Annotated in this window: 13 protein-coding genes; 2 read left to right on the top strand and 11 right to left on the bottom strand. The window is 71.8% G+C overall.

The window, feature by feature from the left end; genetic code table 11:
* Positions 1-75: 75 nt before the first annotated feature.
* Positions 76-1,128, bottom strand: a complete 1,053-nt coding sequence (locus tag LJB74_RS16030; RefSeq protein WP_259309482.1) for a hypothetical protein — start codon at positions 1,126-1,128, stop codon at positions 76-78.
* Positions 1,125-2,684, bottom strand: coding sequence for a hypothetical protein (locus LJB74_RS16025; protein ID WP_259309481.1), 1,560 nt, complete (start codon positions 2,682-2,684; stop codon positions 1,125-1,127). Before LJB74_RS16025 ends, LJB74_RS16030 begins: the two co-directional genes overlap by 4 nt.
* A 185-nt stretch (positions 2,685-2,869) precedes the next feature.
* On the opposite strand from LJB74_RS16025, the gene LJB74_RS16020 reads away from it, so the two are divergent.
* The gene (locus LJB74_RS16020) at positions 2,870-5,098 is read left to right on the top strand and encodes a hypothetical protein (RefSeq protein ID WP_259309480.1); all 2,229 of its coding nucleotides are present in this window, start codon (positions 2,870-2,872) and stop codon (positions 5,096-5,098) included.
* A gap of 35 nt (positions 5,099-5,133) precedes the next feature.
* Positions 5,134-5,565, top strand: coding sequence for a hypothetical protein (locus LJB74_RS16015; RefSeq protein WP_259309479.1), 432 nt, complete (start codon positions 5,134-5,136; stop codon positions 5,563-5,565).
* 102 nt (positions 5,566-5,667) lie between these two features.
* On the opposite strand, the gene LJB74_RS16010 is transcribed toward LJB74_RS16015, so the two are convergent.
* The 9 genes from LJB74_RS16010 to LJB74_RS15970 form a co-directional block, all read right to left on the bottom strand.
* The gene (locus LJB74_RS16010) at positions 5,668-6,531 is read right to left on the bottom strand and encodes an alpha/beta hydrolase (RefSeq protein ID WP_310650860.1); all 864 of its coding nucleotides are present in this window, start codon (positions 6,529-6,531) and stop codon (positions 5,668-5,670) included.
* Between the two features lie 17 nt (positions 6,532-6,548).
* A complete protein-coding gene (locus LJB74_RS16005) occupies positions 6,549-7,283 on the bottom strand; it encodes an alpha/beta hydrolase (RefSeq protein ID WP_259310384.1) in 735 nt (244 codons plus the stop codon).
* A gap of 89 nt (positions 7,284-7,372) precedes the next feature.
* Complete coding sequence (locus LJB74_RS16000) at positions 7,373-7,678, bottom strand: hypothetical protein (protein WP_259309478.1); 306 nt, start codon at positions 7,676-7,678, stop codon at positions 7,373-7,375.
* Between the two features lie 55 nt (positions 7,679-7,733).
* Positions 7,734-9,179, bottom strand: coding sequence for a GH1 family beta-glucosidase (locus LJB74_RS15995; RefSeq protein ID WP_259309477.1), 1,446 nt, complete (start codon positions 9,177-9,179; stop codon positions 7,734-7,736).
* 138 nt (positions 9,180-9,317) lie between these two features.
* Positions 9,318-10,013 carry an endonuclease NucS gene (gene nucS, locus LJB74_RS15990; RefSeq protein WP_259309476.1) on the bottom strand — a complete coding sequence of 232 codons (696 nt, stop codon included), beginning with the start codon at positions 10,011-10,013 and terminating at the stop codon, positions 9,318-9,320.
* A gap of 64 nt (positions 10,014-10,077) precedes the next feature.
* A complete protein-coding gene (locus LJB74_RS15985) occupies positions 10,078-10,530 on the bottom strand; it encodes a DUF2550 domain-containing protein (protein ID WP_259309475.1) in 453 nt (150 codons plus the stop codon).
* 13 nt (positions 10,531-10,543) lie between these two features.
* Positions 10,544-10,828, bottom strand: coding sequence for a F0F1 ATP synthase subunit epsilon (locus tag LJB74_RS15980; RefSeq protein ID WP_259309474.1), 285 nt, complete (start codon positions 10,826-10,828; stop codon positions 10,544-10,546).
* A 48-nt stretch (positions 10,829-10,876) separates the two neighbouring features.
* Positions 10,877-12,358: a F0F1 ATP synthase subunit beta gene (gene atpD / locus LJB74_RS15975; RefSeq protein ID WP_259309473.1), complete on the bottom strand. Its 1,482-nt coding sequence runs from the start codon at positions 12,356-12,358 to the stop codon at positions 10,877-10,879.
* An 85-nt stretch (positions 12,359-12,443) separates the two neighbouring features.
* Positions 12,444-13,337, bottom strand: a complete 894-nt coding sequence (locus tag LJB74_RS15970; RefSeq protein ID WP_259309472.1) for a F0F1 ATP synthase subunit gamma — start codon at positions 13,335-13,337, stop codon at positions 12,444-12,446.
* Position 13,338: the final 1 nt, after the last annotated feature.

The following is a 13,338-nucleotide window of genomic DNA, read 5'->3' as shown; positions in this document are numbered from 1 at the left end:
GATCCTCCGGTGCGAAGTCTGTCGTCGATGAGAGTCGTGCCTGAAGCTGTCGGGTGCTCGGCAGCCGTCGCGTGGTCACTGCGCGACCACCGAGACTCGCTGGTGCTCGGCGGCGAGCACCGTCACCCGCTGCCCGGAGCCGCTCGGCGGGACGTAGAACGCCACCGTGTCGGACCAGGTGATCGTCTCGCTCTGCTTCACCGCACTTGTCCCCGCGAGTGCAGCCTCGGTCGCGCCGAGCGTGAAGCTGGCGCCCGCGACGGTGACCTTCGCGGTCGTGAGCGTCGTGATGCCTGCGACCACCAGCGCCCCACCGTCCGCGGTCCCCATCGACACGAGCTCGCCCGGCGCCACCGCGTACGAGTCCGCGACCGTTCCGACCTGAGCGAGGCCCTGCTGGAGCAGCGCCAAGGAGCTCGCTAGCCCGTTGCGGTACTCGTCGGGCTCGAACTCGTCGGCGTACGCCGATGCCGTCCCGTTCGTCAGGACGTCGACGTAGTGGGCGACGACGTCCTGAGGGGCCGCGACCAGGCCCGGCGCGTCCGGCGCCAGTGGCGGGCTCCCGATCGCTGGGTCTGCCGTCCGCGGCATCTTCACCCCGGCGAGCAGGCGCGCCCACCCCCACAGCTTGTACTGCGCGCGTGGACTGTCCTGACGAAGGACCAGGAGGCGCGGGCTCTGGAGGTTGTCCGGCTGCACCGTGACCACGAGATCGTTCCGCGGCCACGTCGTCGTCTGCGGCGTGATGAGCGCCTGCGCGGTCATCGGGAGCATCGTCGGCACGCGCACGCCCCCGGTCCCGAGATCCAGTTTGTACTCCGCCGAACGGATCGCGAGAGCGGGGCCGGACAGTCGTGAACCGAGAGCGACGTCCGAGAGGTTGGCGTCCCCCGCCGCGAGCACCGTCTTGATCGAGTTGAGCACAGCGGTCGACTGCGCCACCGACAGGACCGGCGGCGGGACCGCGGGGACCGGGTCCGGCCGTGCGGCCGGGAGGTTCGGTGCGCACCCGACGACGGTCAGCGCGACCGCGAGGGCCAGCGCGGGGGCTCGCAGTCGAGCGATCCGCCTCCCCGCACGAGCACGAGCGGCGGACAGGACGTGCACCGCACCACGTGACGAGCTCACTGTTGTCCCCCGTTCCCCGTGTCGTCCGTCGTCGCACCCGGAGCCGCGTCACGCTGGGAACCGGTCCCCTCGATGCCCGGGAAGCCCCAGGCCCGTCGCCAGGCGTCGGCGCGAGCACCGGCCGACGGGTTCTCCGGCACGGCCGGTGCCTCCGCAACCGGACCAGCGGCATCGGCAGCCGGCCGCTCAGCGGGCTCGACGTCCGGGGTCTGATGCGTGACGGGTGTCCCCGCCGCCACGTCGGGTTCCTGCGGCGGCACCGCGCGTCGCTCCCGCCGCCACCGGCGGCTCACCGGATGATCGACATGAGCCTCGCCGTCCTGCCGGTCGGGGTCGTTGGCGGAGGCGCCCGCCACACCCGGCGCGGGCTCCACGGGGCTTCCGTCGACGGCACCGGACCGCGCGCCGCCGCTCGCACCGGGCGAGCCCACAGCGCCAGGACGGTCGGCCGCCGGGGTCTCTGCGATCGGATCCCACGAGCGTGGTGCGGCCGTGGCGGGCTCGGCCGGCGTCGGCACCCCTGCTCCTGCTGCGGTCCCGGCAACGATCTCGGTCACGGGCTCGTCGGTCTGGTCGTCGGGTCCGCGCCTCCTCAACGAGAGCTTCGGCACGACGATCGGCACCGGCGCCGTCCGCTCGCGCTCACGCAGCTGTCGACGAGTGAGTGGCGCACCTGCCTCGTCGCCACCGGCCGGCGGCGCATCCGCGGGCGCGTCGGTGCCACGACCGCGGCCACCGTCACCCGAGCCCGACGCACCGACCGTGACGAGCTCGCCGGTCTCGATCGCGTTCCAGGTGACCGCCAGCCCGCCACGCGACCGCATCAGCCCACGCAGGAACAACCACAGCGCAACGACGACCAGGAGCGAGCCAGCGACGACGCCCGGCACCAGCCACGGCGTGCGCACGGTCTGCGGCCAGGCCAGCTGAACCGTCGGCGGGGCGGCATCCGCGCCGGTCGACGCGACGAGGAGCATCCATCGCCCTTGCTCGGTCGGCCAGGTGAGCGTCGCGTGACCGGCACCCGTCGCCTGGGCGATCCACATGTCCGAGCCCGCCGGATCCGGCGCGGGCCCGGGCGCGGTCGTCCCCGCAGTGCCGGCTGCCGGTGCCGACGCGCTCGCCGTCGGCGCCGACGCATCGGCGGCGGGCGCGCTCGCCGTCGAGGACGCTGTCGGGGAGCTGCCGGACGAGGTCGCCGGTCCGCTCGCCGTCGGTGCCACGGACGTCGGTGCAGCCGATGCGGTGGCGAGCGTGTGCCAGCTCGACAGCCCGGTCACGTGCGTGACGCGGTCCGACCCGACCCAGCCGTTGACGTCCGTGTCGCGACCGATCGCGACCACGACCGTGCCCGGGGCGCTCGCCGTCACCGTCACCGGATGACCGGCGAGGGAGAGGACGCCAGGATCGGTCACCAGGAGCGTCGTGCCGGCCTCCGCCGTGGCCCTCGCGACCAGGACGTCGTCGGCGCGCCAGACCGTCGCCGAGGCGATTCCGAGCGCGATCAGCACCGCTCCCAGGACGCCCAGGACGAGGACGGTCAGTCGTTGTCGCACACACGATCCTTCTCTGAGGGGACGATCAAGGATAGGCGAGCGGGTGAGCTGCGGCAGCCAGACGATCGCTCCGCACCGCTTCCCGGCGCCCTATATCCTGGGCTGCGGACAACTCGCCGGTCGGCAGGTCGTGACGCCCGACGGCATTGATGCGTTCGACGCCAGGCGGCGTCCAGGAGGTTGTTGTGCCCGAAGACCGCTCGCTGTTCCCTGTCGTCATGCGTGGCTACGACCGTACGCAGGTCGACGCCAGGCTCGAGGCGCTCGAGAAGGCGCTCGCCGACGCCCGCACGCAGGTCGAACAGCTCGACGCGAAGACCCTGCAGGTGTCCGGTGAGCTCTCCGAGGCGCACCGCCAGCTCCGCGAGGCCGAACGGCCGACCTACTCCGGGCTCGGCTCCCGGATCGAACAGCTGCTCCGCTCCGCAGAGGAGCAGTCGTCCGACGTGGTCGCGCAGGCCAACGCACAGGCCTCCGACGCTCTCGCGCGGGCCAAGCTCGCGGCCGGACAGCTGCGCGCACGGGCGGAGAACGAGGTCGCCGAGCTCTTGGCCACCGCTCGGCGTGAGGCCGAAGAGGTGCGCAGCTCGGCCGCGTCCGAGGCAGAGAGCACGCTGATGTCTGCCGAGCGCCGTGCCGAGGAGCTGGTGAGCTCAGCGGAGCGTGAGGCCGCCCGCATCCAGAGCGCCATCACGACCGAGGAGAGCGAGCGTCGCACCGGCCTCGAGCGCGAGCTGGGGACCTTGCGAGCGACCGTCGAGCGCGAGAGCACCGAGCTCCGCGTCAGCACCGAGCGCGCCGCCGCCGAGCTCCGCGCGACGACCGAGGCCGAGACCTCGGCGCAGCGCGAGGAGGCCGAGCGCTACGCGCAGGACCTGCGTCAGTCCGCCGACGCCGACACCACGGCCCTGCGTCAGCGCGTCGAGGCGGAGCTGGCAGCGATGCGGTCCGACGCCGAGAAGTACGCCGCGATGACCCGCTCGGTCGCCGCCGCCGAGGTCGCCGACGCCCGTCAGATCGTCGCAGCCGAGACGACGTCTCTGCGGGCCCAGGCACAGGAGTACGCCGACAACCTCACGGCGACCGCCGAGCGCGAGGCAGCGGCCAGCCGCCACCGCGCGATGACCGAGGCCGCAGCCCTCCGGACCGAGGCAGACCAGTACGCCGCGTTCGTCCGGGCGACGGCAGATCGCGAGACCGCCGAGCTGCGCACCGCGGTCGCGGACGAGGCAGCGGCTCAGCGTGCCCAGCTCGACCAGGAGATCTCGACCACTCGCGAGGAGGCGGAGCAGTACGTCGCCGAGCTGCGCGCGACCGCCGAACGTGAGACGACCGAGCTGCGCGAGCGTGCCGCGCACGAGACCGACCACCTTCGGGCGACGACAGAACGGGAGACCTCCGAGGCGAGGGACCTCGCCGAGCGGGAGACCTCCGAGCAGCGGGCCACGGCAGATCGGGAGGTCACCGAGCTCCGTGAGAGCACCCGGCTCGAGGTGGAGCGCCAGCTCACCGAAGCGAACCGCACCGCCGCAGAGACGGTCTCGTCGGCGAAGGCGCGGAGCGACGCCCTGCTGCAGCAGGCGCAGCAGGCGCTCGCCGACGCCGAGGTCGACATCGCCTCCCGGCGCGAGGCGGCTGAACGTGCGGACGCCGAACGGCACGAGACGGCCCGGGTGGAGACCGAGCGGCTCGTGCGCGACGCCGAGGCGCACGCCGCCGAGGCCGAGCAGCGCGTCGCCAAGGCCCTCGAGCAGGCCGAGAAGATCCGGTCCGACGCCGATGCCCACGCCAAGGAGCTGCTCTCGAACGCCCGCCGGAACGCCGACCGGGTGGTCGCCGAGGCACGCGAGCACGCCGAGAAGACACTGTCCGAGTCGATGACCGAGGCGGAACGGGAGCGGACCACGGCACAGCGGCAGGTCGAGGACCTCAACCGCCAGCGCGAGTCGATCACGTCCTACCTCGACGAGCTGCGACACCTCCTCGGCAACGACCCGGTGCCGAACCGGTCGGTCCTGGAACGCGCCGAGAAGGCCGAGGCGGAGTTCGCAGCCGCCAGCAAGGCCCCGGCGCCTGCCCGGACCAGCCCGAAGGCCGCCGCACGCCCCCAGCAGCCCGTCGGGGCGGCCGCGTCGTCGAGCCCGTCGCGCCCGAAGGGTCGCCCTGCCCCGGTGTCTGCCGCCGCAGCGGCACAGGCCCAGGCTCTCGACGCCGAGACCGACCGTGCCGACGACGAGACCGCGCCCGACGACGTGCAGCCGACCGGTGCCGTGACCACACCCGTGGCTGACGGCCCCGGCGACACCGAGTCGAGCGACGAGCAGACGACCGAGGTGGATCAGGCGCCTGAGCAGGAGAGCCCGACCGACGAGGCGCCGTCGGCCGATGCAGCGGCGACGACCGAGCAGGCCTGACGTGCCCGTCCGACCGACGACGGCGGGGGTCCGGGTTGGCTGCCGGCTCTGACGGCACGGCGTGGCGGGAGAACCGCCGGGCCACGACCTCCGCGCACCACGCCGCTCTCGAGCGACGTCGCGCCGCGGAGTCCGGCCGGGCCCGCGCGCTGCTCGCCGACTTCGTCCGGGAGGCGCTCGAGCTCGGCCCGGCGCCGGTGCCGCTCCGTGCCCAGGGCACCGATGGACGCCACCGCTACCGCACCTCGCTCACCGGCTGGTACCTCAAGCGGAACGAGAGCCTCGCCGTCGGGACCGACGGCGAGTTCTACGTGTTGTCGGTGCCGCCGTCGGTCTCGGCCTGGCTCCGCGGCGCGATCCTCACGCCGAGCGACCCGCCGCTCGTCCTGGGCGCCGGCGGGCGTGACGGCGAGTCGATCGAGCTCTCCGTGGCGCTCGACCGCATCCGCAGCCGCCGTCCGGACTGACCGAGGCGACCGAGGCGACCGAGGCGACCGAGGCGACCGAGGCGACCGAGGCGACCGAGGCGACCGAGGCGACCGAGGCGACCGAGGCGACCGAGCACGCTCTCAGTCGGACGGCTCTGCCCTGCTGTCGACGCGCGCTGCGAGATCCGCGAGCGCGTCCGCGACCGATCCCGGTCTCTCGACGGCGGTCATGTGCCCTGCGTGAGGCACGACGACGAGGACCGATCCCGCGAGGTCCTCGTGCAGCGTCCGTGCCGTCTCGACCGGGGTCACCGTGTCCTCGTCACCGACGATCACCAGCGCGGGCCCGGCGAAGCTCCGCAGCACCGACGTGCGGTCCGGCCGTGCGGCCATCGCCCGTTGGGACCACGCCACGCCGTCCGGCGACTGGTCGTCGATCCAGGCCCGCAGGCGATCCACGAGATCGTGGCGGGTCGTCCTGCTGGTCTCGCCGAGCAACGACGTCGCCATCGGCCGCACGGCCTCGACGTCGGACTCGCGGATCACGGTGTCGGCGATCCTCAGCCGATTGGCGACGGCCTCCGCGCCGTCCGCCTCCGCCCGGGTGTCGAGCAGGGCCAGACCCGCGACGAGCTCCGGGTGGCGCTCCAGGAGCGCCATCGCGACGTACCCACCCATCGACAGGCCCGCGACGACCGCTCGCTCCGTCCCGTGTCGCTGCAGCGTGAGCCAGACGGCCTCGGCCGCTGCCTCGAGCGACGGGGACTGCGGAACCTCGACACCGGCCGCGCGCACGCCGGACGCGACGTCCTCGCCCGTCGGCGATCCCCCGAGACCGGGGAGGTCGATGGCGAGCACCTCTCGGCCCGACGGGAGCAGGGCCGCGACCTCGTCCCACATGCGGCCGTCGAGCGGGAAGCCGTGCAGCAGGACGAGCGGGACCGCCCCGCTGCCGAGGTCGTCGGGGCGAAGCCGGTGCACGGCGAGCAGGTCGTCAGGGATCACAGCGGGACTCCGATCGGTCAACGGGTCTGGTCGTCGGCGTCCGCCGTCGCGACCGGGCCGTCCCAGGTCACGGGCAGCGGGACGGGGATGTCAGGAACGACGTGCGCGACGATCTCGTCGAGGACCCGCCGGACCGCGCCCTCACCGACCCACAGGTGCTTGGCTCCGTCGACGCCGATCACCTCGGCCTGGTGCACGCGCGCGAACCTCTCACGGGCCTCGGCCGGACGCAGGTAGTCGTCGAACTCGGGGACCAGGGCAACGAGCGGTCTGCCGAACGTGTCCCACGCCGCCAGGTCCTCTTCTCCGGCGCGACGAAGAGGAGGCGAGAGCAGGATCGCCCCGTCGACGGCCGGGTCGTGACCGTGCATCAGAGCGAGCTCCGTCCCGAACGACCAGCCGACGAGCCAGCGGTGCGGCAGGTCGTGGAACTCCGCGAACTCGATCGCCGCGGCCACGTCGAAGCGTTCGGCGTCGCCGCCGTCGAATGCTCCCTCGCTGGTGCCTCGCGGGCTCGACGTGCCGCGCGTGTTGAACCGGAGAACCGCGAGGTCGGCGAGTGCGGGCAGTCGCCACGCCGCCTTCCGGAGGACGTGCGAGTCCATGTACCCGCCGTGGGTCGGCAGCGGGTGCAGGGTGATGAGCGTCGCGACCGGGGCACGCTCGGCGGGGAGGGAGAGCTCACCCACGAGGGTCAGCCCGTCTGCCGTGTGCAGCTCGATGTCGGTACGGCGGGCAGGCAGGATCGTCATCGACCGGATCTCGGCGGGAGAGGTGCTCACGGTCCGAGCCTAACGAGGCTCCGAGACCGTCGGTCGTTCCTCGCCGTCGCCCGAACGGATCAGCGACGCCGCGCCCGGGCCTCCCAGCAGGCCGGGTGCCAGTGCCGGCGGTCCTCGAGCGCGGCGACCGGACCGAGGAGACCGTCTGCCTGCCATGCGACGACGTGCGTCAGGCCGGCGGGGATGACCTGCCGGCACCCGGGGCACGTGTACGACTTGTCCGACCCCCGCACGCGCTGCACGGTCCACTCGCCGTCCGGCGCGCTCTCGCTGCGGCGGCCCCCGAGAGCTCGGTCGAGGTCGAGCGGAGGCGGCGGTCCGAGCTGACGTCGGCGCGAGGGTCGCTTGCTGGGCACGGTGACCATTCTCCCCCGTGGGTGACGGGCGGACGGGCCGGCTACCGGCCGTCCGCCCGCGGCCTCACCCCAGGGTCGGGGCGATCTCGACCGGCGGGACGCTCCCGGTCCGCAGGAGCTCGCGGTACCAGTACGCCGAGTCCTTCCACGTGCGCTCGAGGGTGTCGTAGTCGACCCGCACGATCCCGAACCGGCGGTCGTAACCCCAGGCCCACTCGAAGTTGTCGAGCAACGACCACACGAAGTACCCGCGCACGTCGACGCCCGCCTCGAGCGCCTGACCGACGGCATCGATGTGATCGTGCAGGTAGGCGACGCGATCGGCGTCGTGGACACGACCGTCGGCGCTGACCTCGTCCGCGAAGGCGGCGCCGTTCTCGGTGATGACCAGCGGCTGGTCCGGGTACGACGCGTGCAGCGAGCCCAGGAGGTCGACCAGTCCCTGCGGGTCGATGTTCCAGCCCATCGCCGTGTAGGGGCCGGGCACCTCGACGAACTCGAGGTCGTCGGCACCGACCCATGGCGATCCGGCCGAGGCCTTGTGACCGTCGGCCTGCTGGCGCGGGCCGTCGCCGGCGTAACGACGGACCTTCTGCGTCGCGTAGTAGTTCACGCCCAGCAGATCGATCGGGATCCTGATCGCGTCCGTGTCGCCGTCCTGCACGAACGACCAGTCCGTGAGGTGGGCGGTGTCGGCGAGCAGGTCGTCCGGGTAGTAGCCGTCGAGCAGCGGGTTGAGGAAGGCGCGGTTCGCGACGGCGTCCGCACGACGCACCTGGTCCAGGTCGGCCTCGGACGTCGGGTCCTCCGGGTACATCACGTGCAGGTTCAGCGTGATCGAGACCGGCGTCGTCTCGCCGAGCTCGGCCCGGATCGCCGAACCCGCGAGCCCGTGCCCGAGGTTGAGGTGGTGCACCGCGGCGAGAGAGGCCGCCGCATCTGTCCGGCCCGGTGCGTGCACACCGCTCGCGTAGCCGAGGTACGCCGAGCACCACGGCTCGTTCAGCGTGGTCCACAGCGAGATGCGATCTCCGAGCGCACGCGCCATCTCGGCCGCGTAGTCGGCGAACCGGTGTGCGGTGTCGCGGGCCGGCCAGCCGCCGGCGTCCTCGAGGGCCTGCGGCAGGTCCCAGTGGTAGAGCGTGGCCACCGGTGCGATCCCTGCGTCGATCAGCTGGTCGACCAGACGCGAGTAGAAGTCCACCCCCTTCTGGTTGACCGCTCCCGAGCCCGTCGGCTGGATCCGCGGCCAGGCGATCGAGAACCGGTAGGCCTGCAGGCCGAGCGCCTTCATGGTGGCGACGTCCTCGGTCACGCGGTGGTAGTGGTCGTCCGCCACTGCCCCGGTGTCGCCGTTCAGGACCTTCCCGGGTGTCGCGGAGAACGTGTCCCAGATCGACGGACCGCGACCGTCCTCGGCGACCGCCCCCTCGATCTGGTACGAGGCGGTGGCGGAGCCCCAGAGGAAGCCTGCCGGGAACGTCCGGCCGGAGGTACGTGTGCTCGTCATGCGGGGGATCCTCGTCGTTGTCGTGGGAGCGCTCCCGAGTCGAACGGCGCACCGCCAGGACTCAGGATCGAATCGATACGATACCGCGACTGCGCGTGGCCGTCGAGCCTCCGACGCGCCGTCCGCGCGCGAGGTTCGCTAGAAGAGCCGGGAGTCGACGTCGTCGACCCCACGCATCGCGTCGTAGTCGAGGACAAGACAGCTGATGCCACGATCCTCGGCGAGGACCCGCGCCTGCGGCTTGATCTCCTGGGCCGCGAACACCCCTCGGACGGGTGCCAGGTGAGGATCGCGGTTGAGGAGCGCGAGGTAGCGGGTCAGCTGCTCGACCCCGTCGATGTCGCCGCGCCGCTTGATCTCCACCGCGACCGTGGTACCCGTGGCGTCACGCGCGACGATGTCGACCGGACCGATCGCTGTCGGGAACTCCCTGCGGACCAGTGTCGATCCCGCACCGAGCAGGTCGATCTGTGCGGCGAGCATCTCCTGGAGGTGCGCCTCCACCCCGTCCTTCACCAGGCCCGGGTCGACACCCAGCTCGTGCGCCGAGTCGTGCACGACCTCGTACAGCTCGATCTCGAGCCGGTCGTCGCTCTTGGCATGCTGCACCGTCCACACCTGGCTGACGCCGCGACCGCGGGACTCCTCGTCCGGCTCCACGACGTGGAGGTTGCACGGCGGGCTCATCCAGTTCAGCGGCTTGTACGAGCCGCCGTCGGAGTGCAGGAGCACGCTCCCGTCGGCCTTGACCACCAGCAGCCGCGTGGCGAACGGGAGATGAGCGTTGAGTCGACCGGTGTACCGGGCAGAGCAGCTCGCGATCACCAGACGCAACGGATGTCCTCTTCCTCGTTCGTCGACACCGCCGGTGCCCCGACGGCCCCCACCCTGACGGACGTCAGATGACGCGGTCGCCGGACCGCGGCGGCGCCGACTCCAACCACGACATCATCCCGGCATAGGCGTCAGGAGACATCGCGAGCTCGAACTCGTCGCCGTGGTGGCGGCACCGTACCTCGAAGAGGTCGGGCCGACCCACCGCCTCCATCCCCCGCCGTCCCAGCACCACGAGGTCAGAACGGTCCCACACCAGTGCCGGTCGCGGCGACAGCGACCAGATCCGCCACCAGTCCAGCCGTCCGACCCCGTAGTGCGCGACACCTTGCGACCAGACCAGCGCCTCCGGCCCCGGCGTCGCGCGAGTGCCCCCCACCACCACAGGTCGGACCGCACAGGCGAACGACCCCACCCGCCTGTTGAGCGAGTGCACCCTGGTCAGGCCGAGGACGACGACCACCGCCAGCGCGGCGACAAGGACTCCGAACGAGATCCAGATCGCGGCTTCCGGCACGGACGACCCCGACTCAGCGCGTCGAGGTACCGGCGCCGGAGACGATGATCGCCTCGTCGGCCACCACGGTCACGGTGTCGGAGTCGACCGAGAGGAACCCCCCGTTCACGGTGCCACGGATCGTCGGACCCTCGGCCGGCTTGATGCGGACCTCACCGGCACGCAGCACGGCGAGCAACGGCTCATGACCGACCAGGATCCCGATCTCGCCCTCGACGGTGGGCGCAGTGACCATGGCGGCCTGGCCGGACCAGACACGCCCCTCCGCATCGACGAGCTCAACTTCGAGGTGAGCCACTCGGCCTCCTTGGTCGTGGTGAACGGATCAGCGACAGGTCGACGGCACTCAGATGCCGTACTCCTTCTGGATCCGCGCCCAGTTGCGCTCGAGGTCCTCGAGGCCACCGATGTTGAAGAACGCCTGCTCGGTGATGTGGTCGAACTCGCCGTCGGCGATCTTCGAGAACGCCTCGATGGTCTCCGAGATCGGGACCGTCGAGCCCGGCACGCCGGTGAACTGCTCGGCCATGTAGGTGTTCTGGGAGAGGAACTGCTGGATACGACGCGCCCGGCCGACGACGGTCTTGTCCTCCTCGGACAGCTCGTCGACGCCCAGGATCGCGATGATGTCCTGGAGCTCCTTGTTGCGCTGCAGGATCTGCTTCACGCGCACCGCGGTCTCGTAGTGGTCGCTGCCCACGTAGCGCGGGTCGAGGATGCGCGACGTCGAGGTCAGCGGGTCGACGGCCGGGTACAGACCACGCGAGGCGATCTCACGCGACAGCTCGGTCGTGGCGTCGAGGTGGGCGAAGGTCGTCGCCGGGGCCGGGTCGGTGTAGTCGTCGGCCGGCACGTAGATCGCCTGCAGGGACGTGATCGAGTGCCCACGCGTCGACGTGATGCGCTCCTGGAGCTGGCCCATCTCGTCCGCAAGGTTCGGCTGGTAGCCCACGGCGGACGGCATCCGGCCGAGCAGCGTCGAGACCTCGGAGCCCGCCTGGGTGAACCGGAAGATGTTGTCGATGAACAGCAGGACGTCCTGCTTCTGGACGTCGCGGAAGTACTCGGCCATCGTCAGCGCGGAGAGCGCGACCCGCAGACGCGTGCCCGGCGGCTCGTCCATCTGCCCGAACACGAGGGCGGTCTGCTTGATGACCCCCGACTCGGTCATCTCGTCGATCAGGTCGTTGCCCTCACGGGTCCGCTCCCCGACCCCGGCGAACACCGACACGCCGTTGTGGTTGTTCGCGACGCGGTAGATCATCTCCTGGATGAGGACCGTCTTGCCGACGCCGGCACCGCCGAACAGGCCGATCTTGCCGCCCTCGACGTAGGGCGTGAGCAGGTCGATGACCTTGATCCCCGTCTCGAACATGACGGTCTTGGACTCGAGCTGGTCGAAGGCCGGCGGGCGACGGTGGATCGGCCAGCGCTCGGTGATCTCGATCTTCTCGCCCGGCTTGGCGTTGAGGACGTCGCCGGTCACGTTGAAGACGTGCCCCTTGGTGACGTCGCCCACCGGGACGCTGATCGGGGCGCCGGTGTCGGTGACGAGGGCGCCTCGGACCAGACCGTCGGTCGGCTTGAGCGCGATCGCCCGGATCATCGAGTCGCCGAGGTGCTGCGCGACCTCGAGGGTCATCTTCGACGTCGACTCGCCCTCGCCCTGGGCGGACAGGTCGATCTCGACCGTGAGCGCGTTGTACATCTCCGGGATCGCGTCGGACGGGAACTCGATGTCGACGACCGGGCCGATGACCCGCGCGACGCGGCCCACGCCGCGCCCGCGCTCGTGCTCGACGCCGGCTTCTGTGGCGGTGGCAGTCATGTGTCTCTCGCTTCGCTCGACCGGAGCGTTCCCCGGTGTGTCTGTGCGTGCTGCTGTGGGTGTGTCGCCCGACGGGCGGCGGATGTCATGACGAGGCGAGCGCATCCGCGCCCGACACGATCTCGCTGATCTCTTGGGTGATCTCGGACTGGCGTGCCTGGTTGGCGAGCCGCGTGTACATGCGGATCAGGTCCTCCGCGTTGTCGGTCGCCGTGTGCATCGCCCGCTGACGTGCCGCGAGCTCGGACGCGGCCGCCTCGAGCAGACAGCTGTGGATACGGGTCCGGATGTACCGCGGGAGCAGCGTGTCGAGGACCTCCTCCGCCGACGGCTCGAACTCGTACAGCGGCAGGGCTTCCGCCCCGGGCTCCACGACGCCTTCCACGACCTCGAGCGGGAGCATGCGGATCACCCGCGGCCGCTGCGTGACCATGTTGACGAACTGCGTGTACACGACGTGCAGCTCGCCGACGCCGCCCTCGTCCGCCGGCGCGAGGAACGCCGCCAGCAGCGTGTCCGAGATCTCCTCGGCGATCGCCGCCGTCGGTGCGTCCGAGCTGCCGGTCCACGACCGGACGAGCGGGCGCTCACGGAAGGTGAAGTACGAGACCGCCCGCCGACCCGCCGCGTAGAGGACGATCTCCTTGCCCTCGGCCGTCAACTTCGCCTCGAGCTTCTCCGCCTCCCGGATCGCGCTGGCCGAGTACGCGCCGGCCATCCCGCGGTCGGACGTGATGACGAGGATCGCCACGCGCTTCGTGTCGGTGCGGTCCGACGTGAGCGGGTGGTTGACGTCCGCGTGGGTCGCGACCGCCGAGACCGCGCGCGTGATCGCGCGGGCGTACGGCGTCGCCGCCGTGACGTTCGCCCGCGCGCGACCGATGCGCGAGGCCGCGATCAGCTCCATCGCACGGAAGATCTTCTTCAGCGACTGGGTCGACCGGATCCGCTGCCGGTAGACGCGCTGCTGGCCACCCATG

Source organism: Cellulomonas sp. P24 (assembly GCF_024704385.1).
GTDB lineage: Bacteria > Actinomycetota > Actinomycetes > Actinomycetales > Cellulomonadaceae > JAJDFX01.
The sequence above is the reverse complement of the archived record's forward strand: the minus strand, read 5'-3'. Positions and strand labels throughout refer to the sequence as shown.